15 protein-coding genes are annotated in these 21,418 nt (G+C 45.4%); 12 read left to right on the top strand and 3 right to left on the bottom strand.

Going from position 1 to position 21,418, the window contains the following annotated elements:
- Positions 1–122: 122 nt before the first annotated feature.
- Complete coding sequence (locus QT984_RS26070; protein ID WP_333057902.1) at positions 123–1,004, bottom strand: Cof-type HAD-IIB family hydrolase; 882 nt, start codon at positions 1,002–1,004, stop codon at positions 123–125.
- A gap of 376 nt (positions 1,005–1,380) precedes the next feature.
- On the opposite strand from QT984_RS26070, the gene QT984_RS26065 reads away from it, so the two are divergent.
- From QT984_RS26065 to clpP, 8 genes are all read left to right on the top strand, one after another.
- Complete coding sequence (locus QT984_RS26065) at positions 1,381–6,909, top strand: ATP-binding sensor histidine kinase (RefSeq protein WP_333375242.1); 5,529 nt, start codon at positions 1,381–1,383, stop codon at positions 6,907–6,909.
- Positions 6,910–6,957: 48 nt separating this feature from the next.
- Positions 6,958–8,370 carry an adenylate/guanylate cyclase domain-containing protein gene (locus QT984_RS26060; RefSeq protein ID WP_333057900.1) on the top strand — a complete coding sequence of 471 codons (1,413 nt, stop codon included), beginning with the start codon at positions 6,958–6,960 and terminating at the stop codon, positions 8,368–8,370.
- An 82-nt stretch (positions 8,371–8,452) separates the two neighbouring features.
- Positions 8,453–9,673, top strand: coding sequence for a heparan-alpha-glucosaminide N-acetyltransferase domain-containing protein (locus QT984_RS26055; RefSeq protein ID WP_333375239.1), 1,221 nt, complete (start codon positions 8,453–8,455; stop codon positions 9,671–9,673).
- Positions 9,674–9,781: 108 nt separating this feature from the next.
- Positions 9,782–10,156, top strand: a complete 375-nt coding sequence (locus QT984_RS26050) for a hypothetical protein (RefSeq protein WP_333057898.1) — start codon at positions 9,782–9,784, stop codon at positions 10,154–10,156.
- Positions 10,157–10,174: 18 nt separating this feature from the next.
- On the top strand, positions 10,175–10,510 hold the full coding sequence (locus QT984_RS26045) for a hypothetical protein (protein WP_333057897.1): 336 nt from the start codon (positions 10,175–10,177) through the stop codon (positions 10,508–10,510).
- 45 nt (positions 10,511–10,555) lie between these two features.
- Positions 10,556–10,681 (top strand): hypothetical protein, encoded by a 126-nt coding sequence (locus tag QT984_RS26040; RefSeq protein WP_333375236.1) that lies wholly within the window; start codon positions 10,556–10,558, stop codon positions 10,679–10,681.
- A 170-nt stretch (positions 10,682–10,851) separates the two neighbouring features.
- Complete coding sequence (locus QT984_RS26035; RefSeq protein ID WP_333212009.1) at positions 10,852–10,992, top strand: hypothetical protein; 141 nt, start codon at positions 10,852–10,854, stop codon at positions 10,990–10,992.
- A 61-nt stretch (positions 10,993–11,053) separates the two neighbouring features.
- Positions 11,054–11,662, top strand: a complete 609-nt coding sequence (gene clpP / locus QT984_RS26030) for an ATP-dependent Clp endopeptidase proteolytic subunit ClpP (RefSeq protein ID WP_006635758.1) — start codon at positions 11,054–11,056, stop codon at positions 11,660–11,662.
- A gap of 296 nt (positions 11,663–11,958) precedes the next feature.
- On the opposite strand, the gene QT984_RS26025 is transcribed toward clpP, so the two are convergent.
- Positions 11,959–12,963 carry a hypothetical protein gene (locus QT984_RS26025; protein WP_333057895.1) on the bottom strand — a complete coding sequence of 335 codons (1,005 nt, stop codon included), beginning with the start codon at positions 12,961–12,963 and terminating at the stop codon, positions 11,959–11,961.
- 1,550 nt (positions 12,964–14,513) lie between these two features.
- On the opposite strand from QT984_RS26025, the gene QT984_RS26020 reads away from it, so the two are divergent.
- Positions 14,514–16,880: a ribonuclease R family protein gene (locus QT984_RS26020; protein ID WP_333057894.1), complete on the top strand. Its 2,367-nt coding sequence runs from the start codon at positions 14,514–14,516 to the stop codon at positions 16,878–16,880.
- A gap of 238 nt (positions 16,881–17,118) precedes the next feature.
- Here the strand turns inward: QT984_RS26020 and QT984_RS26015 are convergent, their stop codons facing one another.
- Positions 17,119–18,675 (bottom strand): tetratricopeptide repeat protein, encoded by a 1,557-nt coding sequence (locus QT984_RS26015; protein WP_333057893.1) that lies wholly within the window; start codon positions 18,673–18,675, stop codon positions 17,119–17,121.
- Between the two features lie 342 nt (positions 18,676–19,017).
- Between QT984_RS26015 and QT984_RS26010 the strand changes: the two genes are divergently transcribed.
- The 3 genes from QT984_RS26010 to QT984_RS26000 all read left to right on the top strand — a co-directional run bounded on the left by QT984_RS26010 (position 19,018) and on the right by QT984_RS26000 (position 21,188).
- The gene (locus tag QT984_RS26010) at positions 19,018–19,650 is read left to right on the top strand and encodes a flavin prenyltransferase UbiX (protein WP_333057892.1); all 633 of its coding nucleotides are present in this window, start codon (positions 19,018–19,020) and stop codon (positions 19,648–19,650) included.
- A gap of 79 nt (positions 19,651–19,729) precedes the next feature.
- Positions 19,730–20,614, top strand: coding sequence for a LapA family protein (locus tag QT984_RS26005; protein WP_333212006.1), 885 nt, complete (start codon positions 19,730–19,732; stop codon positions 20,612–20,614).
- 22 nt (positions 20,615–20,636) lie between these two features.
- Positions 20,637–21,188 carry a shikimate kinase gene (locus QT984_RS26000; protein ID WP_333212004.1) on the top strand — a complete coding sequence of 184 codons (552 nt, stop codon included), beginning with the start codon at positions 20,637–20,639 and terminating at the stop codon, positions 21,186–21,188.
- Positions 21,189–21,418 lie beyond the last annotated feature (230 nt).

Raw genomic sequence — 21,418 nt, 5'->3', positions numbered from 1 at the left:
GGTGTACTTTATAAACCTGGAATCCGCTGTATATAATAAATTGTCGCTGGGTCGGGGCGGGTTGATCTAGATTTTTTCCAGATGTCGCTAAACCCACCCCTGCGGTATTGGTGCTGCAAATATCAACGATCGCCCAAAACAAATTGTTCGATCGCAGCCGCCACCCCATCTTCCTCCACATCCGGCGCCACCCAATCAGCAGCAGCCTTCACCCCATCAGGAGCATTGCCCATCGCCACGCCCACGCCCGCATAGGCAATCATTTCTACATCATTAAAATTGTCGCCGATCGCCATCACATTCGCCGCCTGCAAACCCAAAAGTTCCTCCGCTAAATACTGCACCGCATCTCCCTTATTCGCCACAGGATGCGTAGCTTCAAAAAAAGTAGCAACGGATCGAGTCAAATAAAGCTCCGCAGGCGTGTAACGCAGCCGCATACTGCTGAGCAAGCCGTCGAGTACCCCCGGATTCTCGCACAATGCCAAAACTTTCGTCGGTTCCCCCGGAATATCTCGCCGCAAATCTTTAATCACCATTGGTTCAATGCCCGATCGTTCGGCATAAATTCGGGTAGCTGCAGTAATTTCCGGCACGTAAAGTTGGTCGTCAATGTAGAAATGGATCGAAAGCAGCGGTCGCAAATGCGGTTCTTCAAAATAATCTAACAGTTGCAGAGCAGTTTGTTTCGACAGCGGCAAGTGCCGCAGCCGCTTTTGAGTAGCGTGATCTTGAATCCACGCGCCCTGGTAGCAAATCAGTGGCAATGTTGAGCCGATGTCGCGGTGAAAACGCAAAGCTGATCGGTACATCCTGCCCGTAGCGACGGCTACTTTCACTCCCCGCGACTCGGCCGCCAAAATTGCCTGCTTGACTGGTTCTCGGATAGTATTTGACATACCTGCGATCGTGCCGTCTATATCCACTACCAGCAATTGAATGTCTGCGGTGCCAAAAGCGCGATCGGTCGCCTTAGCTGGATTTGAGGCAGTTATATTCTGCATGATTTTTTTAGATTTTAGCTGTTGATTTGCACGCACCCGTTTATTTTGCCACTGGTGGGATAGCAAAGTGCCACTTCTGATTTTTTGAATACTAAAATAATATAGATAACTAAATAAGCGACAAAAAAAGTATCTAGGAGGACTCTTTCGGGATGGATTTAGTTAAGCTATAGAATAGTAGCCAGTTTACTGCCGTAAAAACCGCACTCGACCGACGCTGTGTATTTTCACTTACTTAATAATACTTGTGTGCAAAAAGAATGCAACTCTAAGCCCGCGAGCCAAACCCTTATATCATCAATCATTCCCAATCTAAAATCTAAAATCTAAAATCTAAAATTGTCTAACCGCATCTTTGAAATTACCCCCAACTATCATGATTTCTATTCCGGGATACCGCATTGACGGAGAACTTTATACAAACTCTCACACAGTAATTTATCGAGGTCTGCTGCTTGAGGAAGAAAAACCCGTTATCCTCAAAACTCTCACGCCGCTATACCCTACCCCAGCCCAAATATCCCAACTGCTGCACGAATCCGAAATTCTTAAAAATTTGAATTTACCCGGAATAGTCAAGCTTTACAAAATAGAAACATACAATCACTTTCCTGTTTTAGTTTTAGAAGATTTTGGTGGGATTTCCCTAAAAGAGTTTCTCAGCAACAACCAGCTAGAGTTACCACAATTTCTGCATATTGGCATCAAACTAGCAGAAACTATTGGGCAACTCCACGAACACCACATCATCCATAAGGATATTAAACCCAGCAATATTATTGTCAATATCGAGACAGGAGATGTCAAGATTGCTGATTTTGCGATCGCCTCCCTGCTACCGGGCGAAAACCCCGCCCCCAGCCATCCCCATTTACTCGAAGGCACTCTCGCCTATATGTCTCCTGAACAAACGGGGCGCATGAATCGGGCGATCGACTACCGCACCGATTTTTATTCTTTAGGCGTCACCTTTTATGAAATGCTTTGTGGTGAATTGCCTTTTCAGGCGATCGATCCCATGGAATTAGTACACTGCCATATTGCTAAAACGCCAGTTTCTCCTTGGGAAAACAGAAATAAAAAAGTAGAAAGCAAAAGCATCGAAGGCAGAATCTATCAAGTAGGAACCAAGGAGATTCCTCAAGTCGTTTCCGATATCGTCATAAAACTCTTAGCAAAAACAGCCGAAGACAGGTATCAAAGTGCTTTCGGACTTTTGTACGACTTGGAAAATTGTCTCGATCAACTGCAAACTATAGGCGAAATTTCCCACATAACCCTCGGCGAGCAAGATCAGTCAAGTCACCTGCAAATTTCCCAAAAATTTTACGGGCGAGAAGCAGAAGTTAATCTGCTTCTCAGTATCTTCCAGCGTATGAGGCGGGGCAATACAGAAATCGTGCTGATTTCCGGTTCTGCAGGTGTGGGCAAATCCTCGTTAGTATATGAAGTTTACAAGCCGAGTCGGCGGGAAAATGGGTATTTTATTGACAGCAAATTTGAGCAATTTAAACGAGATATTCCTTACGCTTTTTTGCTCCAAGCTTTTCAAGATTTGTTGCGACAAATTTTTACAGAAAATGCCGCAGAAATTCATGTTTGGAAACAAAAAATTTTAAAAGCAATCGGCGGCAACTGCCAAGTAATTATTGAAGCTATTCCCGAAGTAGAACTGATTGTCGGGCCGCAGCCCCCCGTCCCAGATTTAGGAGCCAATGAATCTCAAAATCGCTTTAATTTAGTATTTCAAAACTTCATCCGCGTCTTTGCTCAAAAAGAACACCCCCTAGTAATTTTCCTGGACGATTTGCAGTGGATCGATTCAGCATCTCTCAAGTTAATAGAACTGCTAGCAACTGACATGGGGACTCAATATTTATTAATAATTGGAGCTTATAGAGAGCAGGAAGTAGATGCAAATCATCCCCTAATCATTACCGCCGAAGCAATTAAAAAAGCAGGCGGCACTGTGAGTGCGATCGCCCTTTCGCCTTTAGATATAAGCAGCGTCAACCAATTCCTTGCCGATACTTTGAACTGCGCCCCCGAAAAATCCCTAAGTTTAGCAGAATTGCTTTGGCGAAAAACCGCTGGCAATCCCTTCTTTTTAACTCAATTAATCAAATTTCTTTACTCAAAAAGCTTGATTCAATTTCAAATTTTACCCTCCCATAATTTGAGCGAGCTAGCTGAACCTAACCTGTCGGCCTTAGCGCAACCAACCTCCGAGCAAATTGTGAAAAAATGCCATGTCACAGGCGAGTGGCAGTGGGATATCGAACAAATACAAGAAATGGGAATAACTGACAATGTTGTAGAATTAATGATAGATAACATTCAGAAACTTTCAGACAATACCCAGGAACTGCTTAAATTAGCCGCTTGTATCGGGAACAAATTTGATTTAAAAACTCTCTCGACAATCGCCGAAAAGCCTGTGGCGTCCGCAGCAACAGACCTTGGTGAGGCACTTCAGTCCGGTCTAATTTTGCTCGTGAATAACGCCTACAAAATTCCGATCGCACTAGCAGCAAGCACAGAAGTAACAGACACAATATCTAGAGACTTTACCGATAAATTTTCCCTACCAGTGGCTGATGTTTCGAGCGCCACTTACAAATTTTTGCATGAGCGAGTGCAGCAAGCAGCTTATGCTTTAATATCCGATTATCAAAAACAAGAAATTCATCTCAAGATAGGCAACTTTTTACTTCAAACTGCACCCCCAGAGCAATTAGAAGAGCATATCTTTGATACCGTAAACCAACTAAACTCTGCCAAAGAAATCATCAGCAGCAAATTAGAACAATTTCAATTATGCCAATTAAATTTAATTGCAGGCCGCAAAGCAAAAGCAAGTGCCGCTTACCAACTTGCCCTCAAATATCTAACCGCAGGTATTGAACTGCTTCCTCCCCAAAGTTGGCAAACTGACTACGACTTGACTCTGGCACTCTACGAGTCAGCAGCAGAAGCTGCTTACCTGAATACCGACTTTGAACCCATGGAGAAATGGGCGATAATTGTCCTGCAACACGCAACAAATGAACTAGACAAAATCAAAGTGTTTGAAATCAGAATCATAGCTTGTGCGATGCAAACCAAACTCCAAGAATCGGTAAAAATTGGTCGGGAAGCACTAAAAATGTTAGGAATTAACTTTCCCGACTCGCCGATTCCCCTCCACATTCAGCAAGCACTCGCTAAAACAGCAGCTTATTTAACAGACAAAAAAATAGAAGATTTAATAGACTTACCGATTATGACAAATCCGCACAAATTAGCAACTATGCGCGTGCTTTCCAGTATGTTTTCAGCTACATTTATAGTTGAACCTGTGCTGCTGCCCCTGATTGTGTGCGAGCAAGTTAATTTATCTATTAATTACGGAAACTCTACTTTTTCTGCTTTCGGTTATGCTAATTACGGAGCAATTTTAAAAGGAATAGTTAGAGATATTGAATCAGGCGATCGCTTTGGTCAATTAGCTTTAAATTTGAGCGATAGATTAAATGTGTTAGAATTCAAAAGCAAAACGCTTAATTTAGTAGCCTTCATTTTGATGAACGGCAAGCATCACGTTAAAGACTCTTTGCCGCTATTAGAGGACGCCTATCAAAGTGCGCTAGAAAATGGGGATTTAGAATGTGTCGGATATTCAGCCGTAAATATTTGTCAGTCTTTGTATTTCCTCGGTCAAGAATTGCCACAACTGGAACGAAGAATAGTAAGTTACAACCATTTGCTGTTTCAACTCAAGCAAGAAACTGTATTAACTTGGAATCAAATATATCTGCAAACTATTTTGCAATTGATGGGAAAATCGGAAAGTACACACCTGGTATTAGGTGAAGCATACAGCGAAGAAAAGTTGTTGTCGCTACTGTTAAAAGCTAACGATCGCGTGGGATTACAGCACTTTTATTTGCAGAAATTAATAATCTCCTATTTATTTGGAGATACCGCTACAGCCCTAGAAAATTCAGCGCTAGCCGAAGTATATTTAGACGGAGTAGCAGGCTTTATTAATGTTTCTGAATATCAGTTTTACGATTCTCTAGCCCGCCTAGCCGCCTATCCATCTGCAACAGAGGGGGAACAAGAAGAGCATATTTTTTACGCTGTCAGTAACCGAAAAAAACTGCAACAGAAAGCGCTTTATGCACCCATGAATCTTCAGCACAAATGCGACTTACTTACGGCAGAAAAAGCGCGTGTTTTGGGCAATATTGTGAGAGCAATGGAATATTACGATCGCGCAATTGAAGGAGCCCAAGAAAACGGATACATACAAGTACAAGCACTAGCAGCAGAATTGGCAGGAGCATTTTATCTATCCATAGGAAGAGAAAAAAATTCTAAAACTTACTTAACAGAAGCGCGTTATTGCTATCAACGCTGGGGAGCAACAGCCAAAGCAGCGCATTTAGAATCCAAATACTCGCACTTGCTAACTTCAAGCTCGATTTCAACTAATATTGAAACTCACAAATCTACCAGCAGCGCTTCCACTACGAACGACGCTGCAGGCGTGCTAGACTTGACTACCGCAGTGAAAGCATCGCAAACCTTAGCCGGGGAAATAGTTCTAGACAAACTGCTGGCAAAAATGATGAAAATTGTTATTGAAAATGCCGGGGGGCAAAGAGGCTTTTTAATACTAGAAAAAGAGGGTCAATGGGTGATTGAAGCATCAGGATCTGTAGATGTCGATCGCGTTGCTGTCATGCAATCAATTCCGATAGATTTTGTAGCCGACGATCGAGAAGTAACTTTGCTGGCAGTTGCAGTTGTCAATTACGTTGCCCGCACCCAGGAAAGTATAGTTTTAAACGATGCCAGCAGCGAAGGACAATTTACTCGCACACCCTATATAATGGCCGTTCAACCTAAATCAATTCTTTGCACTCCGTTAATTAATCAAGGCCAACTCACGGGCATTCTATATTTAGAAAACAATCTGACTACAGGCGCTTTTACACAAGACAGGTTAGAAATATTAAAACTGCTGTCTTCTCAAATTTCTATCTCCATCGAAAATGCCCAACTTTACGCCAACTTGCACCAATTCAATCAGAATCTCGAAAATTTAGTACAGCAGCGTACCTCCGAACTCTCCCAAACTTTAGAAGACTTAAAATCGGCTCAAAATAAACTGGTAGAATCGGAAAAAATGGCGGCCCTCGGAGGGTTGGTGGCAGGTGTTGCCCACGAAATCAATACTCCCATCGGCATCGGCATCACCGCCGCCTCCCTGCTTGCTGAAAAAGCCACAAAGTTTTTTGAGGTTTACAGTAACGGCCAAATAAAACGTTCCGAGTTAGAAAAGTTTCTGGATACCGCCGTGCAAAGCAGTAATATGATCTTATCTAACCTCACGCGGGCAGCAGACTTGATTCACAGTTTTAAAGAAGTAGCTGTGGATCAGTCGAGCGAGTTAAAACGCACGTTTAATGTTAAAAACTATCTAGAGGAAATTTTGACATCCTTAAGTGCCAAACTCAAAAGAACTAAGCACAAAATAGAGATTAAGTGTGATGAAAATATTGTAGTGGACAGTTATCCCGGCGTAGTGTGTCAAATTGTGACAAATCTGGTGTTGAATTCGCTAATTCACGCCTACGATGGAGAAGACGCAGGAATTCTGGCTTTTGATTTCAAACTAGAGGGCGATCGGCTAATATTTGAATATGCCGATAACGGCAAAGGAATTGACCCAGAAAATCTCAGTAAAATTTTTGAACCATTTTTTACCACCAAAAGAGGTCAGGGAGGCACGGGATTGGGACTGCACATTATTTATAACCTTGTTACTCAAAAACTAAAAGGCACAATTAGCTGTAGAAGTCAAGTAAATAAAGGCACAAGATTTATGATTGAATTTCCCGCTAAAATGAGCAGTTAGTTATTATACGGCCAACATGGATATAAGTTTTATATAGGAGAACGATATATGTCAGAAGCTAGTAAAAACCTGTTGGCTGCAGGCGATGACGAATTAATCGCGGCGGGCGACGATGAATTAATATTTGCCGAGGAAGACGAGGCGGAACAAAAACCGCTAGAAGAAAGTTGGAAAATATTAATTGTAGATGATGAAATAGAAATTCATAATATTACTAAACTAGCGTTAAATGATTTTATATTTGAAGGTAAAAGTATAACATTTATCAGCGCTTACTCAGGAAAAGAAGCTAAAGAAATCATCCAAAACAACTACGACATAGCATTGATTTTACTCGATGTAGTTATGGAAACAGAAGAAGCAGGCTTGGAAGTAGTTAAATACATCCGTGATATTTTAAATAATCAAGTAGTGCGAATTATTTTACGCACTGGGCAGCCCGGACAAGTGCCAGAAGATGTAGTAATTGTCAGCTACGATATCAATGATTACAAAACCAAAACAGAACTTACTAACAAAAAGTTATTTACCACAGTAGTCACCGCACTGAGAGCATTTAGGTCGCTCAATCAAATCGAGTCCAGCAAAAGCGAACTAGAAAAAATTGCAGCCGCATCAGCCCGTTTTGTACCCCGTGAATTTTTGAAGTTTCTCAAAAGAGAAAGCATTGTTGATGCCAGACTAGGAGACTCTGTACAAGCAGAAATGACGATTATGTTTGCCGACATTCGCTCATTTACAAGTCTGTCAGAAAGTATGTCTCCGCGAGAAAACTTTGAATTTCTTAACTCTTACTTAAGCCGAGTTGGCCCAGTTATCCGCGAGTACAACGGTTTTATAGATAAATATATTGGTGACGGGATTATGGCTTTGTTTCCTAACAGGGCTGAAGATGCTGTGCAAGCAGCAATTGAGATGCAGCATCAAGTAAAAATTTATAACAGACACAGGCAAAACAGTGGCTATCAACCTATTTCGATAGGGATTGGTTTGCATACGGGGACTTTAATGTTAGGTACGATTGGCGAAGCGGAACGAATGGAAAGTACGGTGATTTCTGATGCTGTTAATTTAGCTTCCCGCGTGGAAGGATTGACAAAGCTTTATGGAGTTGCTATTGTAGCTAGCGTCCAAACCCTTTGCCGGATAGACGATCCTCAACATTACAAGTGCCGGTTTCTCGATCGCGTTCAAGTAAAAGGAAAACAAACACCTGTTGCGGTATTTGAAATTTACGATGGCGACTCGGCGACAATGATCGAACTAAAAGCACAAACTCAAACTTATTTTGAACAGGGAATTTTTTTTCACTACCAGCAGCAATTCGCGCAAGCAAGGCAAATGTTTCTGCGCGTTTTACAAATCAACAAGTATGATAAGGCAGCATCTTTTTATGCAGAACGCTGCGATATGTTGATGAAGAATGCAGTCATTATGACTCTGGAAGGTATTGAAATTTAGTTAATGGGTAATGGGTACTTGAGAATTGTAATTAGTAGTTTTTCTTACTTCCCTCTTCCTTCTTCCTTCTCCCTTCTTCCCCATGCGCTTCAAATCCCTTGATGTTTTTCGCGGAATTGCGATCGCCTCGATGATTCTAGTCAACAACCCCGGTAGTTGGGAACAGGTGTATCCACCGCTAGAGCACGCAGAATGGCACGGCTGCACCCCGACAGATTTAGTATTTCCGTTTTTCTTGTTCATCGTTGGCTGCGCGATGTCTTTCTCGCTGTCTAAATATCTTCAAAATTATCCAAAAACCGGAATAGAAACCTCAAAAATTACACAAACAAAGGAAAAATCAGAATCAGCCAAAAACTCTCTTTTTTCTTCCTTCTTCCTTCTTCCTTCTTCAAATATTTACTGGCGAATTGCGCGCCGCGCCGCGATTCTATTTATATTAGGATTACTGCTAAATACATCTTCGATCGCCCTTGACGTACTTCTCAACAGCGCCCCAGTGGAAAACTTCGGTAAAATCCGCATCATGGGAGTATTGCAGCGCATCGGCTTAGCTTATTTCATCAGTGCGATCGCCATTCTTAACCTTTCCCCGCGCAATCAAAAACTGCTCGCTGTTGCCGTGCTTTTGGGCTATTGGGGTGCATTAACCGTGTTTGCTGTAGGGGGGTACACTGCCGGCGAACTCACGCCAGAAGGGAATTTAGGGGGATATGTCGATCGGCTAATTCTCGGTAGCCAACACCTGTACAAAGGTGGCCCCTTCGATCCAGAAGGATTGTTGAGCACCTTACCCGCAAGCGTTACAGTCCTAATCGGCTACTTTACAGGAGAATGGCTGCGCGTGCAGCCATTCAAAACCCGCACCAGTATCAACTTAGCAATCGGCGGCCTCAGTTGCGTGGTAATTAGCCACTTGTGGGGATTTTTCTTTCCAATCAACAAACAACTTTGGACGAGTTCCTATGTAGTTTTTACTGCTGGTTGGGCCTTGCTATTGCTAGCCGCTTGCTACGAAACAATTGAAGTGCGAAATTGGAAATGGGGGAGGCCGTTTGAAATCATGGGATTGAATGCAATTTTCCTGTTTGTTGCTTCCGGTATTGTCGCCAGAATCCTGTTGAAAACTCATATCGGTACTGGTGCAAATGCTCCAACTACCTACACTTGGATTTATGAAAACTGGTTTGTGCCGTGGGCCGGGCCGCTGAATGGTTCCCTAGCATTTGCCGTGACAGCGGTATTATTTTGGTGGTTAATTTTGTATGGAATGTACCGCCGTCGTTGGGCGATTAAAATTTGAATTGTGGGTTGTTAAACAAGCGCGTTTGCTGGTAAGTTGTGAGCAAGTGGCTTGACAATCAAAAGCTGTTTGTAGTATAATTTATATATATTTTTTACGGTTTTTGACGTGGATATTCTAATTGAGTCAACAAGGGAATTTGAGAAAGATATTGCGCTGCTAAATGAAGATGAGAAAGCCGCAGTAATTCAAAAAATTAATTATTGTGCCAGCCTTTTTCCTACTCAAAAATCAAATGTGTATCGCAAGCTGCGTCGTCTCCCGCTATCGTCAGACCTGAATGGTTACGAGTCTTCGCTTTATACGCTACGAATTTCTCAAAAACTAAGAGTGGTTTTGGCGGTTGACGAAGACCCAATTTTTGGGCAAGCTATTTTTACTCTTTTTCGAGCAATTCAACACGACGAACTCGATCGAGCGTATAAGGGTGTAGCAGAGTCTTTGTATCAAGACCTACTTCAGCGCGATCGAGAAACTGCCTAGATATAATCAGCTTAAGTTATGGCGCAAAACCTTATTCTCTGTGATGAATATGGCATTATTTACGAAGCTATGAAAATTTTGCCAGATGACGAGCTAAAGATTAGTTTTCTGGAAGCTTTAGCAGAACTTGAAGACCAGGAATGTCACAGGACGAGACAATTTCCCAAAACGAGACTGCATAAAGTTAAGGGTGTGAAGCAGGCAGTTTATCGTGCTGATATTGATAAAGTCTCAGGCTGGCGCATCCACGTTCAGTACGTCAACGGACAGATTCATCTCAAGGATATTATTGAAGGGCAAAGACACGACAATGTAATTGAGGTGATTAAATCAAAGAAATCCCGCTACCAGTAATCCTAGCAAAGATATAATCTATAAAAATCCAGTGGGGATTTAGCGATGGAAACTAACAGATCGTTCGAGCAAAGTGATACCTGGAGTGAAGAAGATTGTCTTGATGTCACAACCTTTTCTTTGCAATACGCAGCTACTATCATTCATAGCGACCCCGAAATTTTAGCGTAACTCCAGTCTTAATCGGCACTCGCGTCCCGATTAAGACTGTGCTTGATTGTCTCGAAGCTGGTGATTAGCTAAATGAGTTTCTCGACCATTTTCCTAGTGTCAGCCGCGATCGAGCGATTTCAGTTCTGGCAATGATACGATCGCCACATAACAACATTTAACGTTTATTGATGTCCGCTGCCTCAACATCGATCGCCTGCAGGATCGGATTTCCGATCGCACCCCCGCCACAACTTCCACAAATTAACGCCCCAACCCCCCCCAGCTTAAGGATTTTGCCGATTTCTCGATCCCACGCCACCGATCGCTAACTATAACTGAGCCCTAGTCGCTAAAATTAAAAAAAGATACGTAATAGGCAGGCAGGCGTCAATGATCCCAACAGTTATAGAACAATCCGGTCGCGGCGAACGCGCCTTTGACATTTACTCGCGACTCCTGCGCGATCGCATCGTCTTCTTGGGCCAACAGGTTGACTCAGACTTGGCTAACCTGATCGTTGCCCAATTGCTATTTTTAGACGCCGAAGACCCGGAGAAAGATATTTACCTCTATATCAACTCCCCAGGGGGTTCGGTAACAGCAGGTATGGGCATTTTTGACACGATGAACCACATCCGCCCCGACATTTGCACTATTTGTCTCGGTTTGGCCGCCAGCATGGGCGCTTTTCTGTTGAGTGCCGGCGCTAAAGGCAAGCGGATGAGTTTGCCTCACTCCCGGATTATGATCCACCAACCTCTAGGCGGAGCTCAAGGACAAGCAACCGATATTGAAATTCAGGCAAAAGAAATTTTGTACCACAAACGCCGCCTGAACGAACATCTTGCCAACCATACCGGTCAGCCGCTTTCCCGCATTGAAGAAGATACCGAACGGGATTTCTTCATGTCCGCTGAAGAAGCAAAGGACTACGGATTAGTCGATCAAGTGATCGATCGCCGTCCTTCCGCCAGCCGCCCGATCGCCGCTGTCGTCTAAATAAAAAGTTAAAAATCAAAAATGAGGAAATATTCTTCATTTTTGATTTTTAATTTTTTACGTTCAAAAGTAGCTCTTTAATGGATAAACGGGTGGCGAGAAACCGGGTTTTTTACCCTAATCTTTGGTTCTCAACCTTAATCTCTGTAAAAAACCCGGTTTCTTTAATCCGGGAGCAACGGGGGGCGAGAAACCGGGTTTTTTACCCTAATCTTTGGTTCTCAACCTTAATCTCTGTAAAAAACCCGGTTTCTTTAATCTAATAGCCTCCAGCGCCTTGTTTAGTTGCCGAATTCCTAGGGCAAAGATTCGAGATATTGCAGGAAGTCGAGCAATTCTACTTGATTTAAGAAATGGCGCGCTTCTTTGCCATAACCTTGTTTGAGATAATCTTTTCCTTGGTTGGCAGTCCAGCCCAGCCGCTGGATTTCCTCAGTGGTTCTGCTATAGATTTCTAGATATTCTAGGAAATCTACTAACTCTTCGCTAGAAAGCTCTCTCTGCGACGACTTGCCGTAATTGTGTTCCAGACACTGGGTTTCCTGTGGTTTTTTCCATCGCAGGCGTTTGAGGATGGCGTCTATTTGGGCGATCGTATCAGAATTATCCTCGATCGCATCGCTGGGAATTCCCACTGCGATCGGTTGCAACTCCCTGACTTCGGCCGCACCCTGTAGCAGTTCACTTTGGCTAGAAGTAGGCACATCCAGTTCCTGAAGTGGTTCGCCGTAGCTAGAAGAAAGCCAAGCGTCCGAGTCTAACTGCTTTGGTACAAATCCAGTAGCCTCCGCGCGATCGACCGTTGGCGGCAGCGGTGCCGGTACAGGTGCGATCGGCTCTTCATTTAATTTCGCTTCAGTCTTGACAAAATTGCTTTGATCTGTTTCCGGCAATTTGTCAGCAACAGGCATTTCTAGAACCGGAAGAGGAACACTTGTCGGCCCAACAGGAACCGGAACAGCAGGAGGAGGGGGAGGGGGAACAGCAGCAACCGGGGGAACAGCAGGAGGAGGGGGAGGGGGAACAGCAGCAACCGAAGCAACCGGAGCAACCGGAGCAACCGGAGGCGGCTCAACACTCGCGATCGCACGATCGGGCGCAGCAGATCCAAGAACAGCGATCGCTCGCAACCGGGCGCGGTCTTCAGCATCCTCAACAGACTCAGCAGCCGACATAGCCGTAGCCAGAGTTTTGCCGTCAACCTGAACCAGACAGCGAACAACAAACTTACCGTGATGAACAGTCAGCAACTCACAAATTAACTGTCCAGCGGGATAAAGGGCGCGAAATTCAGCAAACATAATTTTTTGACCCCGAAACCAGAAGGGGCTTATGACGTGAACAAACCTGACGGTCAACTGAGTACAGTTACACCGCAGGCTTCTTTTTCCTTTTTTTCAAAGGCTTTTTATAGTGAGGTAGTTCCACCCCCACTTGCTAATATAGTATCAGAGTATTTCCAGATCATCTTGGGCTATAAAAGAATAATTGTCGCTTTGGGTACCTACACCCGACGAGCCTTTGATCGCGCGGGCGTAATTCCCAACGGGGTACGGGGCCCAGCGCTCTGATTAATCCCCTCTAAATATACCGAGGGACTTCCCGGCTGGTAGTTAAGTTTAGTACACAACCACGCATTAGTTGCTTGATTCTTCAACATTTCTTGAAAACGTGAGGGCGATCGTGTAAGCCCAGGTGCTTCTCATTCTTACAGACAAGTTTGATGAAATTCTTGCGGGGAGTAGGGGTTGGGCGTCAATCGATTTTAGATTTTAGATTTTAGATTTTAGATTTAAGCATTGACCCCACGGATAAATTCGGGGGCTCCTTTATCGGATACAGGTTTTTTATTTCTGGACGGATCAATCCGGGGGCTTGTATCCTGGATGCTTTCGGTCACGCCCGCCCAAAAAGACAATTGAAATGCCCAACAGCTTAACAGAAAGCGACTAAAGCCAAGCTCGATCGTCCCAGAGATCGCGAAAATTTTAAAAATTACCCCAGGTCACGCTTGGCTCAACAACAGCTCAGAGAAAACAATTTTCTGAAAGCACGTATTCAACGTACAATAAATCAAAGGTGAATCATCCGCGCAACCTTTCACGCCACTAAACCCCATCCCACATCCGGCAGTTTAAGCTAACAAGCACCGGGCGTCATTTCTACCTATAAGAGATGGCACAGCAACTAAGCAAAAGTAGTAAAAGTCTCCGGTTTGCGTACCTGCACTTTCTACAGCACAGATTGCTCCCGACCCGCTCGTTGCACCTCTGTCCGCAAGGGCCGATCGCGTGCAAAAAACAGGGGCATCGCAGCGGCGAGCTACTAGCAATTTTGCCTTGATCCGGTAAGTTCTTTGCTAAAGCAAGAGGCAAGAGGCACTTCAAAAGGAAGAAGGAACAACGCAGAAGGAAACAAGGCAGAAGGCAGAAATGCACATTTTCTCCCTCTCCATCCCTCCATCGGCTCATCCTCGACTCAAGCCGTTGCTTTCAGTATCGAGCCATCTTTTAAGAACCGACAGAGGCTTTCTAATTCGCCAAGTGCTCGGCGCTGCTGACCTAAAAGCAAACAAACCAACGCTAAAAAATTGTATTGGGGAATAGCGTGCGGGACAGTTGTCTGCACCGTCAGCAGTCAGTTCAAGACAGACAGCAGACAATTAGCACGAAGCCGGTGTCGGGAGAGAATCTCAAAAAAACCTCGCGATGAAACAAGGTGGCTGTGCTTGCGTCTCCACCTATCAACCCGCGTATTTGTTGGGAAGCAGGCACTGCGAGGGCCCGAGGGGGTGCGGCTGATTTCGCCAAAATTTAGACTAATTGCTGGAAACAAGAGGATCGATCGCTACATGGAATTTTCTATCGCTGCACTGCTGGCAAATTTTACAGAAGACAAATTAGTGGCTCCTAAAGCATTGGAGAAAAAACTCGACTGCAACGACGCCACCAGTCAACTCAAACTTCAAATCGCATTAGAAGCTCTAGAGAAAATTGGCATATTAGTCAAAGACAAAGGCCGCTATCGCCGAGTAGCTGAAGACGACGTAGTAGAAGCAAAACTGCGCTGTTCGAGCAAAGGATTTTGCTTTGCAATTCAAGACGCCGAAGGCTCAGAAGACGTTTACGTGCGGGAAAGTCACCTCTCGACAGCTTGGAACGGCGATCGAGTCTTAGTCAAAATCATCAAAGAAGGTAGCCGCCGCCGATCGCCCGAAGGCGAAGTCATGCTCATCCTCGAACGCGCCAACCCCTCGGTACTGGCGCGAGTCAAGCAAACCGCCACCCCCACAGGCCGCGTCAGCTACAGAGCAATCCCCCTGGACGATCGCCTGTTGTTTGAACTAGACTTGCTCGCAAATGGCACAAATCTCCAAGAGGCGATCGACCACCTAGTACACGTCGAAGTCAAACGCTACCCCCTCGGCACCCATCGCCCAGTCGGCAAAGTAGTACAGGTACTCGGTTCCGACGCCGAAGCCGCGGACGACCTCGACATCGTATGCTGCAAACACGACTTGCCGCGATCGTTCCCCGCCGCCGTCCTCAAAGCAGCCGAAAATTTGCCCAGCAAAGTCAAAAAAACCGACATCAAAAAACGCCTAGATTTGCGTAACATTCTGACTGTTAGCTTCAGCAAAAACGAACCGGGAACAACCAACAGCGAAAACCATGCCCCCCGAGTTGAGGAGGAAAATCTCTCCGAAGAAGGAGGCGAAAAGGAGTTTGATCCAACGTCATTCCTGTCCGATCCGCCAGTGGAACGCGCATTGTCGATCGAAACCCTGAAGCCCGGCCGCTGGCAAATAGGAATCCACATCAGCGACGCCGCCGAGTACGTGCAGCCAGAAACCCCGATCGACCGTGAAGCCCGCAAGCGAGGAACCGCCGCCCATCTGGGAGAAAAAATCATCGCCGTACTGCCAGAAACCCTCAACGAGCGCTGCTCCCTCCTGCCAGACAGCGAACGGCTGGCCTTCAGCATACTGCTCACCCTAGACGAATCAGGAGAACTCCTAGAATACGAGATTCAAGCCAGCGTCATTCAAATTGACTACCACCTCACCTACGAGCAAGCTCAAGCAATTCTCGAACCAGACGATGCCGAAGAGCACCCTTTATCCTCCACCCTCCGTCCTTTCCTAGATCAAATCGGGGCCGCCTCACAGGCAGCCAGACAGACAAGGCTCAAGCGAGGAGCTTTTGAACTAAATTTGCCCGATGCTAACTCTCACTTCGACGACGAAGGCGAATTAGGAGCTTTTGCAACAGCTCCCCCCGCCCAGTCGGCTGTCTCCGAGTTGGTGGTACTCGCCAACCAAGCTGTCGCCACCCACCTGCAAGCCTTGGGAGTCCCAGCAATTTACCGCGTCCAACCGATGCCAGACCCGGCAGACATTCAAGAGTTCATCAAACTCTCCAACAACCTCGGAGGCGAACTGTATCTCGAAACCGAAGAAGAAGTTTTGCCCTTGGACTTTCAGCGATTTACCCAGCAGTTTGCCGGCCTGAAGTCCGAAAGAGTTCTCACCTACCTGCTAGAAGACACCATGAAGCCCGCTGTTTACAGCACAACTCCCAAGCCGCACTTCGGTTTGGGGCTGTCAGAGGGTTACACGCGCTGCACTTCGCCGCTTTCCCGCTACGCCGATTTGCTGGTACTGCGGGTGTTGCAAGCGGTGTTCGAGCAAGGGCGCAGCAGCCGCACAACACGGGCTAAGGAAAAAGTTGACTTGCACCATTCCTCCTGTCACGGTCAAATTACTTGGAATGTTCTCCCCCCAGATTTGCACCACGAATTTGAGACGGAGTTTGCATCGGTAGTTGTACACCTAACCGAACGCGAAAGAGTTGCTGAGGATGCCGAAAGCGATTTGCAGGGATTGAAGAAAACGGGATTGATGAAAGAACGCACCGGCCAAACTTTCCAAGGTTTGATTACAGGCGTGCAGTCTTACGGTTTCTTTGTGGAAATTGAGGTGCGGCCGCCGGAGAGCGACATTTTGCGTGTTGAGGGATTGGTGCACGTTTCTTCGCTGAAGGATGACTGGTACGAATATCGATCGCGCCAGCAAACTCTGGTGGGCCGCAAAAACCGCAATCAGTACCGTTTGGGCGATCGGGTAGAAGTTCAAGTCAAGAGTGTTGACTACTACCGCCAGCAAATTGATTTAGTTGCAGTTGGTGGTGGCAGTCAAGCTTTTGATGATGATGAGTAGTTAGTTGACAGTTGACAGTTGATAGTTGATAGCTAACAGTAAAGGTAGGGTGCGTCGCCAGTTTCCAACTCTCGCCTGTTTCTAACAAACGTCTGCTGTTCAGAAACCGGGTTTCTTGATGAAACCCGGTTTCTGAAGTCCGCTTCAAGAAAAATCAGGCTTTTTTGCAAATATTGCGGTGCTAAAATTCGATACTTTCCCAAAAAATCAGGTTTCTGGACTCGAGTCAGTGAAGGATCTAGAGCATCTGTGAGGAGGTGGGGTGGAAGGCTTTCCCGCACACCAAGGCGCATATTTCTAGTCTCTCCGAACAAGACCAGCTTTTGGCTAAGTCTTTTTGATACCAAACATTTTCTAGCACTTCTTTGATAGATTTGCTGCGGAGGTTGTTAAATCCTTGCCCATATTTTTCAAACAGAGCGATCGCCTGGGTCCTATAAGTGTCGCTGTAATGAGCGTATTTGGTCTGAGCTGTATAGCAGCAGGGCCACAGTTCAGCGTCAAAACTAACGTAAATTTCAGCTTTCTTTTGCGACTGGCAGTTAATTTCAATGCCCTGAAAATAATTTTCTAATCCTCCATATTCTTGGACGGCTTTGCGAAAGTTGGGGATTTCTGGATTTTGATACTGGGGTAAGGAAGCCGGCTTGAGTTCTACGGAGCTTTCTTTGTTCGCTTTAGCAGCTTTAGCCGGAGCAATTTCTTGAGCGAGTTGGAGTTTAACGGCTTGCTGAAAAGCTTCATTTGCTTCTTCTATTTTACCTAATTGTGTCCAGATTTTGGCTAAATTTCGATACACTCCTGAAAAATTTGGTCTAATTTCAAGCGCTTTTTGATAGTGATAAATTGCGGACTCCCATTGTTTTTGAGAAGCATAAACGCTGCCCATATTTGCATAAACTTCGGCAAATTCTGGCTGAATTTCTAGGGCAGTTTTATAGGAGTTCATCGCTTCCTCCAGACAGTCTGTGAGCTGTAGCAGATTGCCTAATGTTTTGTGAGCGACGGCAAAGTTTGACTGAATTTCAAGTGCTTTTTGACAAGCTAAAAATGCTTGTTCTAAATTTTTTTCCGCTAAATAATCTTCAGCTTGTCGGTGAAAATTGAGAGCTGCTTTTTCTAGGGTGATGGGGGTAGAACGATCGCGCTTTTCCTGCGTCTGGGAGTCCACCTCTGCGATCGCCTCCTCCTTTTCTCCGACTTCATCAACCTCTGACAGCGCAAAGCGAGACGTTGCTTTAGCTTGAAATTTAATAAACCCCAGTCTACGGGCCAAAGCGCGAGCTTCTTCGACTTGGTGTTGATTGTGTTCAAAGACTAAATATTGCCACTCTGCTTGGCCACCGGCGCCAATAAAGGCCTCGACGGATTCCATAATCCGGTTCCAGTTTGTATTGCGACGGTAGAGGTGGTTGGTATCCGCTAATCCATCGATGGCAAAAATAACGCGATCTTCTGGTTGATTCAAAATTTTGGCCAATTGTCGCCACCAATCAGGGCTGCGTCCGCTACCATTGGTGTACATCCAAAGGTAATTGACTCCCATTTTGTGAAAATACTTTAGCGCCGGGAGAGTGGTATTACTCACCATCGCATCCCCAAAGTTGCCGCACAGGTAAATCCAAGACAACTGAGAGCAGAATTCTTTAGGGAAGATTCTCTTAATATCTGCTATTGTCAATTCTGTCATTGGCAAAATAGGGTTCCCCGTGCGCGGACACTGAGGACAACCGGCATTACATCGGGAGGTAATGTCTAATTGCACTATTTCGATATCTTCGTATCTTAAGAACATTGTCTGCCTCCCCTGATGTTAATAAAGTAAAGTTAGTAGTTCTATTGTGACACAGAGTTGGTCGTGGCTATCAGGATGTAAGATGGAGCTGGGATCTGGAACTCTGGCGATCGCAGTTAGCCTTTGTTTTTGTTAACGAAGAATAGGGTAATGATAATCCTGGCGATCGCAGTCGCATACTTTATTGTAGTATCCGGGGGTGTTGCAGGTGGCTATAGGTTTCGCCTTTTATTGTTATTAAGAGCGATCGCCACGCAATCATTGAATTGATTGATGAGTGTTGTGGCTGTTATTAGCACCTATCGCGCTATAATTAGTGAGCTTATTGCTGGATAATTGCCCATGACTAATTCTGTTTCAGTCCCCGCCCAACCTCTAATTGTAGGAGTTACCGGTGCATCGGGACTGATTTACGCGGTGCGAACTTTGAAATATTTGTTGGAAGCCGATCGCGCGATCGAACTGGTCGCTTCCAAGTCTACTTACATGGTTTGGCAAAGCGAACAGAACACTCGAATGCCCGCAGAACCCACGCTTCAAGAGGAATTCTGGCGGGAACAAGCAGGAGTAGCCACAATGGGTAAACTCCGGTGCCATCCCTGGCAAGATGTCGGTGCTAATATTGCTAGTGGCTCCTTTCGCACCCAAGGGATGATGATTATTCCCTGTAGCATGAGTACGCTGGGCAAGTTGGCGGCTGGCTTGAGCTCGGATTTGCTCGAAAGAGCGGCCGACGTTCAGCTCAAGGAAGGGCGAAAATTGGTACTCGTGCCTCGCGAAACGCCTTTTAGCTTGATTCACCTGCGGAATTTGACTACCTTGGCGGAAGCTGGAGCTAGAATTGTACCAGCGATTCCTGCTTGGTATCACAATCCGCAAACTATTGAAGATTTGGTAGACTTTGTGGTGGCTCGCGCTTTAGACCAGTTGGGGATTGATTGCGTTCCTCTCAAACGCTGGAAGGAAGAGGAGTAATAATTAGTCATTAGTCATTAGTCATTGGTCATTAGTTATTAGTTATTAGTGATTTACAAATTACAAATTAAATTTTGATATGCGACCTGTTTTTTTGCTAGTAATTGTGGTGGGGCTAACTATTTTTGCCCTGCAAAATGTGGAGCCGGCTTTATCGCTGGTATTTTTGGGAGTTCGATCGCCTGCTTTGCCTTTATCTATCTGGATTTTGCTGAGCATGGCGGTGGGATCTGTCACATCTTTATTGATTTCGGGTTTGCTCGCTTTTTCAAATTACCTATCTCCAACGGGAGACCGCAGCGGCAGATCCAGTCGCAGCGGTCCCGATACTTTCCCAGAGGACAGCAGAACACCTTACACGCCGCCTCCCCCTCCTAGAAAACAGGGAATTGACCCGGATCTGAATAGGGAAAATAGCCAAACTCAAGCTCCTGGTTCCTACCGAACTGAGTACGGCACGTCGGCGGGTTACAGTGCCCGGACTTTCCAGCAAGAAACTCCGAACCCGGATGGGGCGAAGGATTATGCTCAACCGGGGAGTTATGCAGCGGCAGACGATGAGGATGATTGGGTCTCAGATGGCTCAAAATCGCGTTCTCAAGGGGGCGATGATGATTGGGGGGACGATCGCGATTTTCCCGATCGACCGCAGGTAAATGATGTTCCAGCGACAAATCCGAGGGCTTACGAAGCTCAGCAGGAACCGAAAAGCAAGTCTTGGGCTGGCTCAGTATACTCTTACGGCTATCGAGATCCAAACCAGTCTGGGGTGGGGCAAACAGAGTCTGTATACGATGCGGAGTATCGAGTGCTGATTCCTCTGGAAGGGCAGATTCCTAAACCCGCTGATGAAACACCAATAAATCCTATGGCAGAAGCAGATGAGGATTGGGGATTGGATGAGGGTGATGAGTTTGATGACGATGATGGCCTCAGTGGCAGATCGATTAACCTGAAAAAATAGAAAAATATCGGAGGATTTGGCAGTGGATGGGTTGAGGGGAGTAAATATCTATCTTGTCGGGATGATGGGTGCGGGAAAAACAACGGTGGGGCGGATTTTGGCAAAAAAATTAAAATACCGTTTTTTTGATACTGATGAACTAATTGTTCGAGTTGCTAATCAGTCAATTGCTGAGATTTTCGATCGAGAAGGGGAAGAGGCTTTTCGGGAACTAGAAAGTAAAGTGCTTGGGGAGTTGTCTGCGTATCAAAATTCGGTCGTGGCTACGGGCGGTGGCATTGTGACGCGATCGATGAATTGGGGTTACTTGCACTACGGTGTAGTGGTTTGGCTGGATGTGCCTGTAGATCAATTGTACGATCGACTGCGTTCGGACACCGCTCGACCCCTACTGCAGGAGGGCGAGCTCAAATCTAAGCTGCAAAGCCTTTTGAAAGAGCGAGAGCGTTTCTACACTCAAGCAGATGTCCGAGTCTATGCTGGTGTGGGTGAAAGGCCTGAAGCAGTGGCGACTAGGGCAATCGAGGAAATCCAAAAAGTTATCAAACCAGAAACCGGGCCCGAGCTCAATTGATACATTCCGAAACCGATTTTCTCAGAAAATAACAGGTTTCTGAGGACTTTTGATACCAGTTCAAAAAAATAATGCAACCCTACGCAAACTCTAAACCACAAGCTTCCTCTGTCATTCCCAAAATCTAAAATCTAAAATCTAAAATCTAAAATGGTATTATAAAACTTCATTAAGTTTATAAGCAGTAGTAAGCAAGAATGATAATATGTAGTCAGGAGGTTAACAATGAA

The sequence above is a fragment of the Microcoleus sp. Z1_B2 genome, assembly GCF_036700325.1.
Classification (GTDB): domain Bacteria; phylum Cyanobacteriota; class Cyanobacteriia; order Cyanobacteriales; family Microcoleaceae; genus Microcoleus.
This window is presented reverse-complemented; position numbering and strand designations above follow the sequence as displayed.

Bases quoted from the DNA above. Each gene is read 5' to 3' on its own strand.
- QT984_RS26045 (WP_333057897.1), top strand. From the start codon at position 10,175: ATGGCGCAAAACCTTATTCTCTGTGATGAATATGGCATTATTTACGAA.
- QT984_RS26065 (WP_333375242.1), top strand. From the start codon at position 1,381: ATGATTTCTATTCCGGGATACCGCATTGACGGAGAACTTTATACAAAC.
- QT984_RS26020 (WP_333057894.1), top strand. From the start codon at position 14,514: ATGGAATTTTCTATCGCTGCACTGCTGGCAAATTTTACAGAAGACAAA.
- QT984_RS26025 (WP_333057895.1), bottom strand. From the start codon at position 12,963: ATGTTTGCTGAATTTCGCGCCCTTTATCCCGCTGGACAGTTAATTTGT.
- QT984_RS26005 (WP_333212006.1), top strand. From the start codon at position 19,730: ATGCGACCTGTTTTTTTGCTAGTAATTGTGGTGGGGCTAACTATTTTT.
- QT984_RS26035 (WP_333212009.1), top strand. From the start codon at position 10,852: ATGTCCGCTGCCTCAACATCGATCGCCTGCAGGATCGGATTTCCGATC.
- QT984_RS26015 (WP_333057893.1), bottom strand. From the start codon at position 18,675: ATGTTCTTAAGATACGAAGATATCGAAATAGTGCAATTAGACATTACC.
- QT984_RS26040 (WP_333375236.1), top strand. From the start codon at position 10,556: ATGGAAACTAACAGATCGTTCGAGCAAAGTGATACCTGGAGTGAAGAA.
- QT984_RS26055 (WP_333375239.1), top strand. From the start codon at position 8,453: ATGCGCTTCAAATCCCTTGATGTTTTTCGCGGAATTGCGATCGCCTCG.
- clpP (WP_006635758.1), top strand. From the start codon at position 11,054: ATGATCCCAACAGTTATAGAACAATCCGGTCGCGGCGAACGCGCCTTT.
- QT984_RS26070 (WP_333057902.1), bottom strand. From the start codon at position 1,004: ATGCAGAATATAACTGCCTCAAATCCAGCTAAGGCGACCGATCGCGCT.
- QT984_RS26060 (WP_333057900.1), top strand. From the start codon at position 6,958: ATGTCAGAAGCTAGTAAAAACCTGTTGGCTGCAGGCGATGACGAATTA.
- QT984_RS26010 (WP_333057892.1), top strand. From the start codon at position 19,018: ATGACTAATTCTGTTTCAGTCCCCGCCCAACCTCTAATTGTAGGAGTT.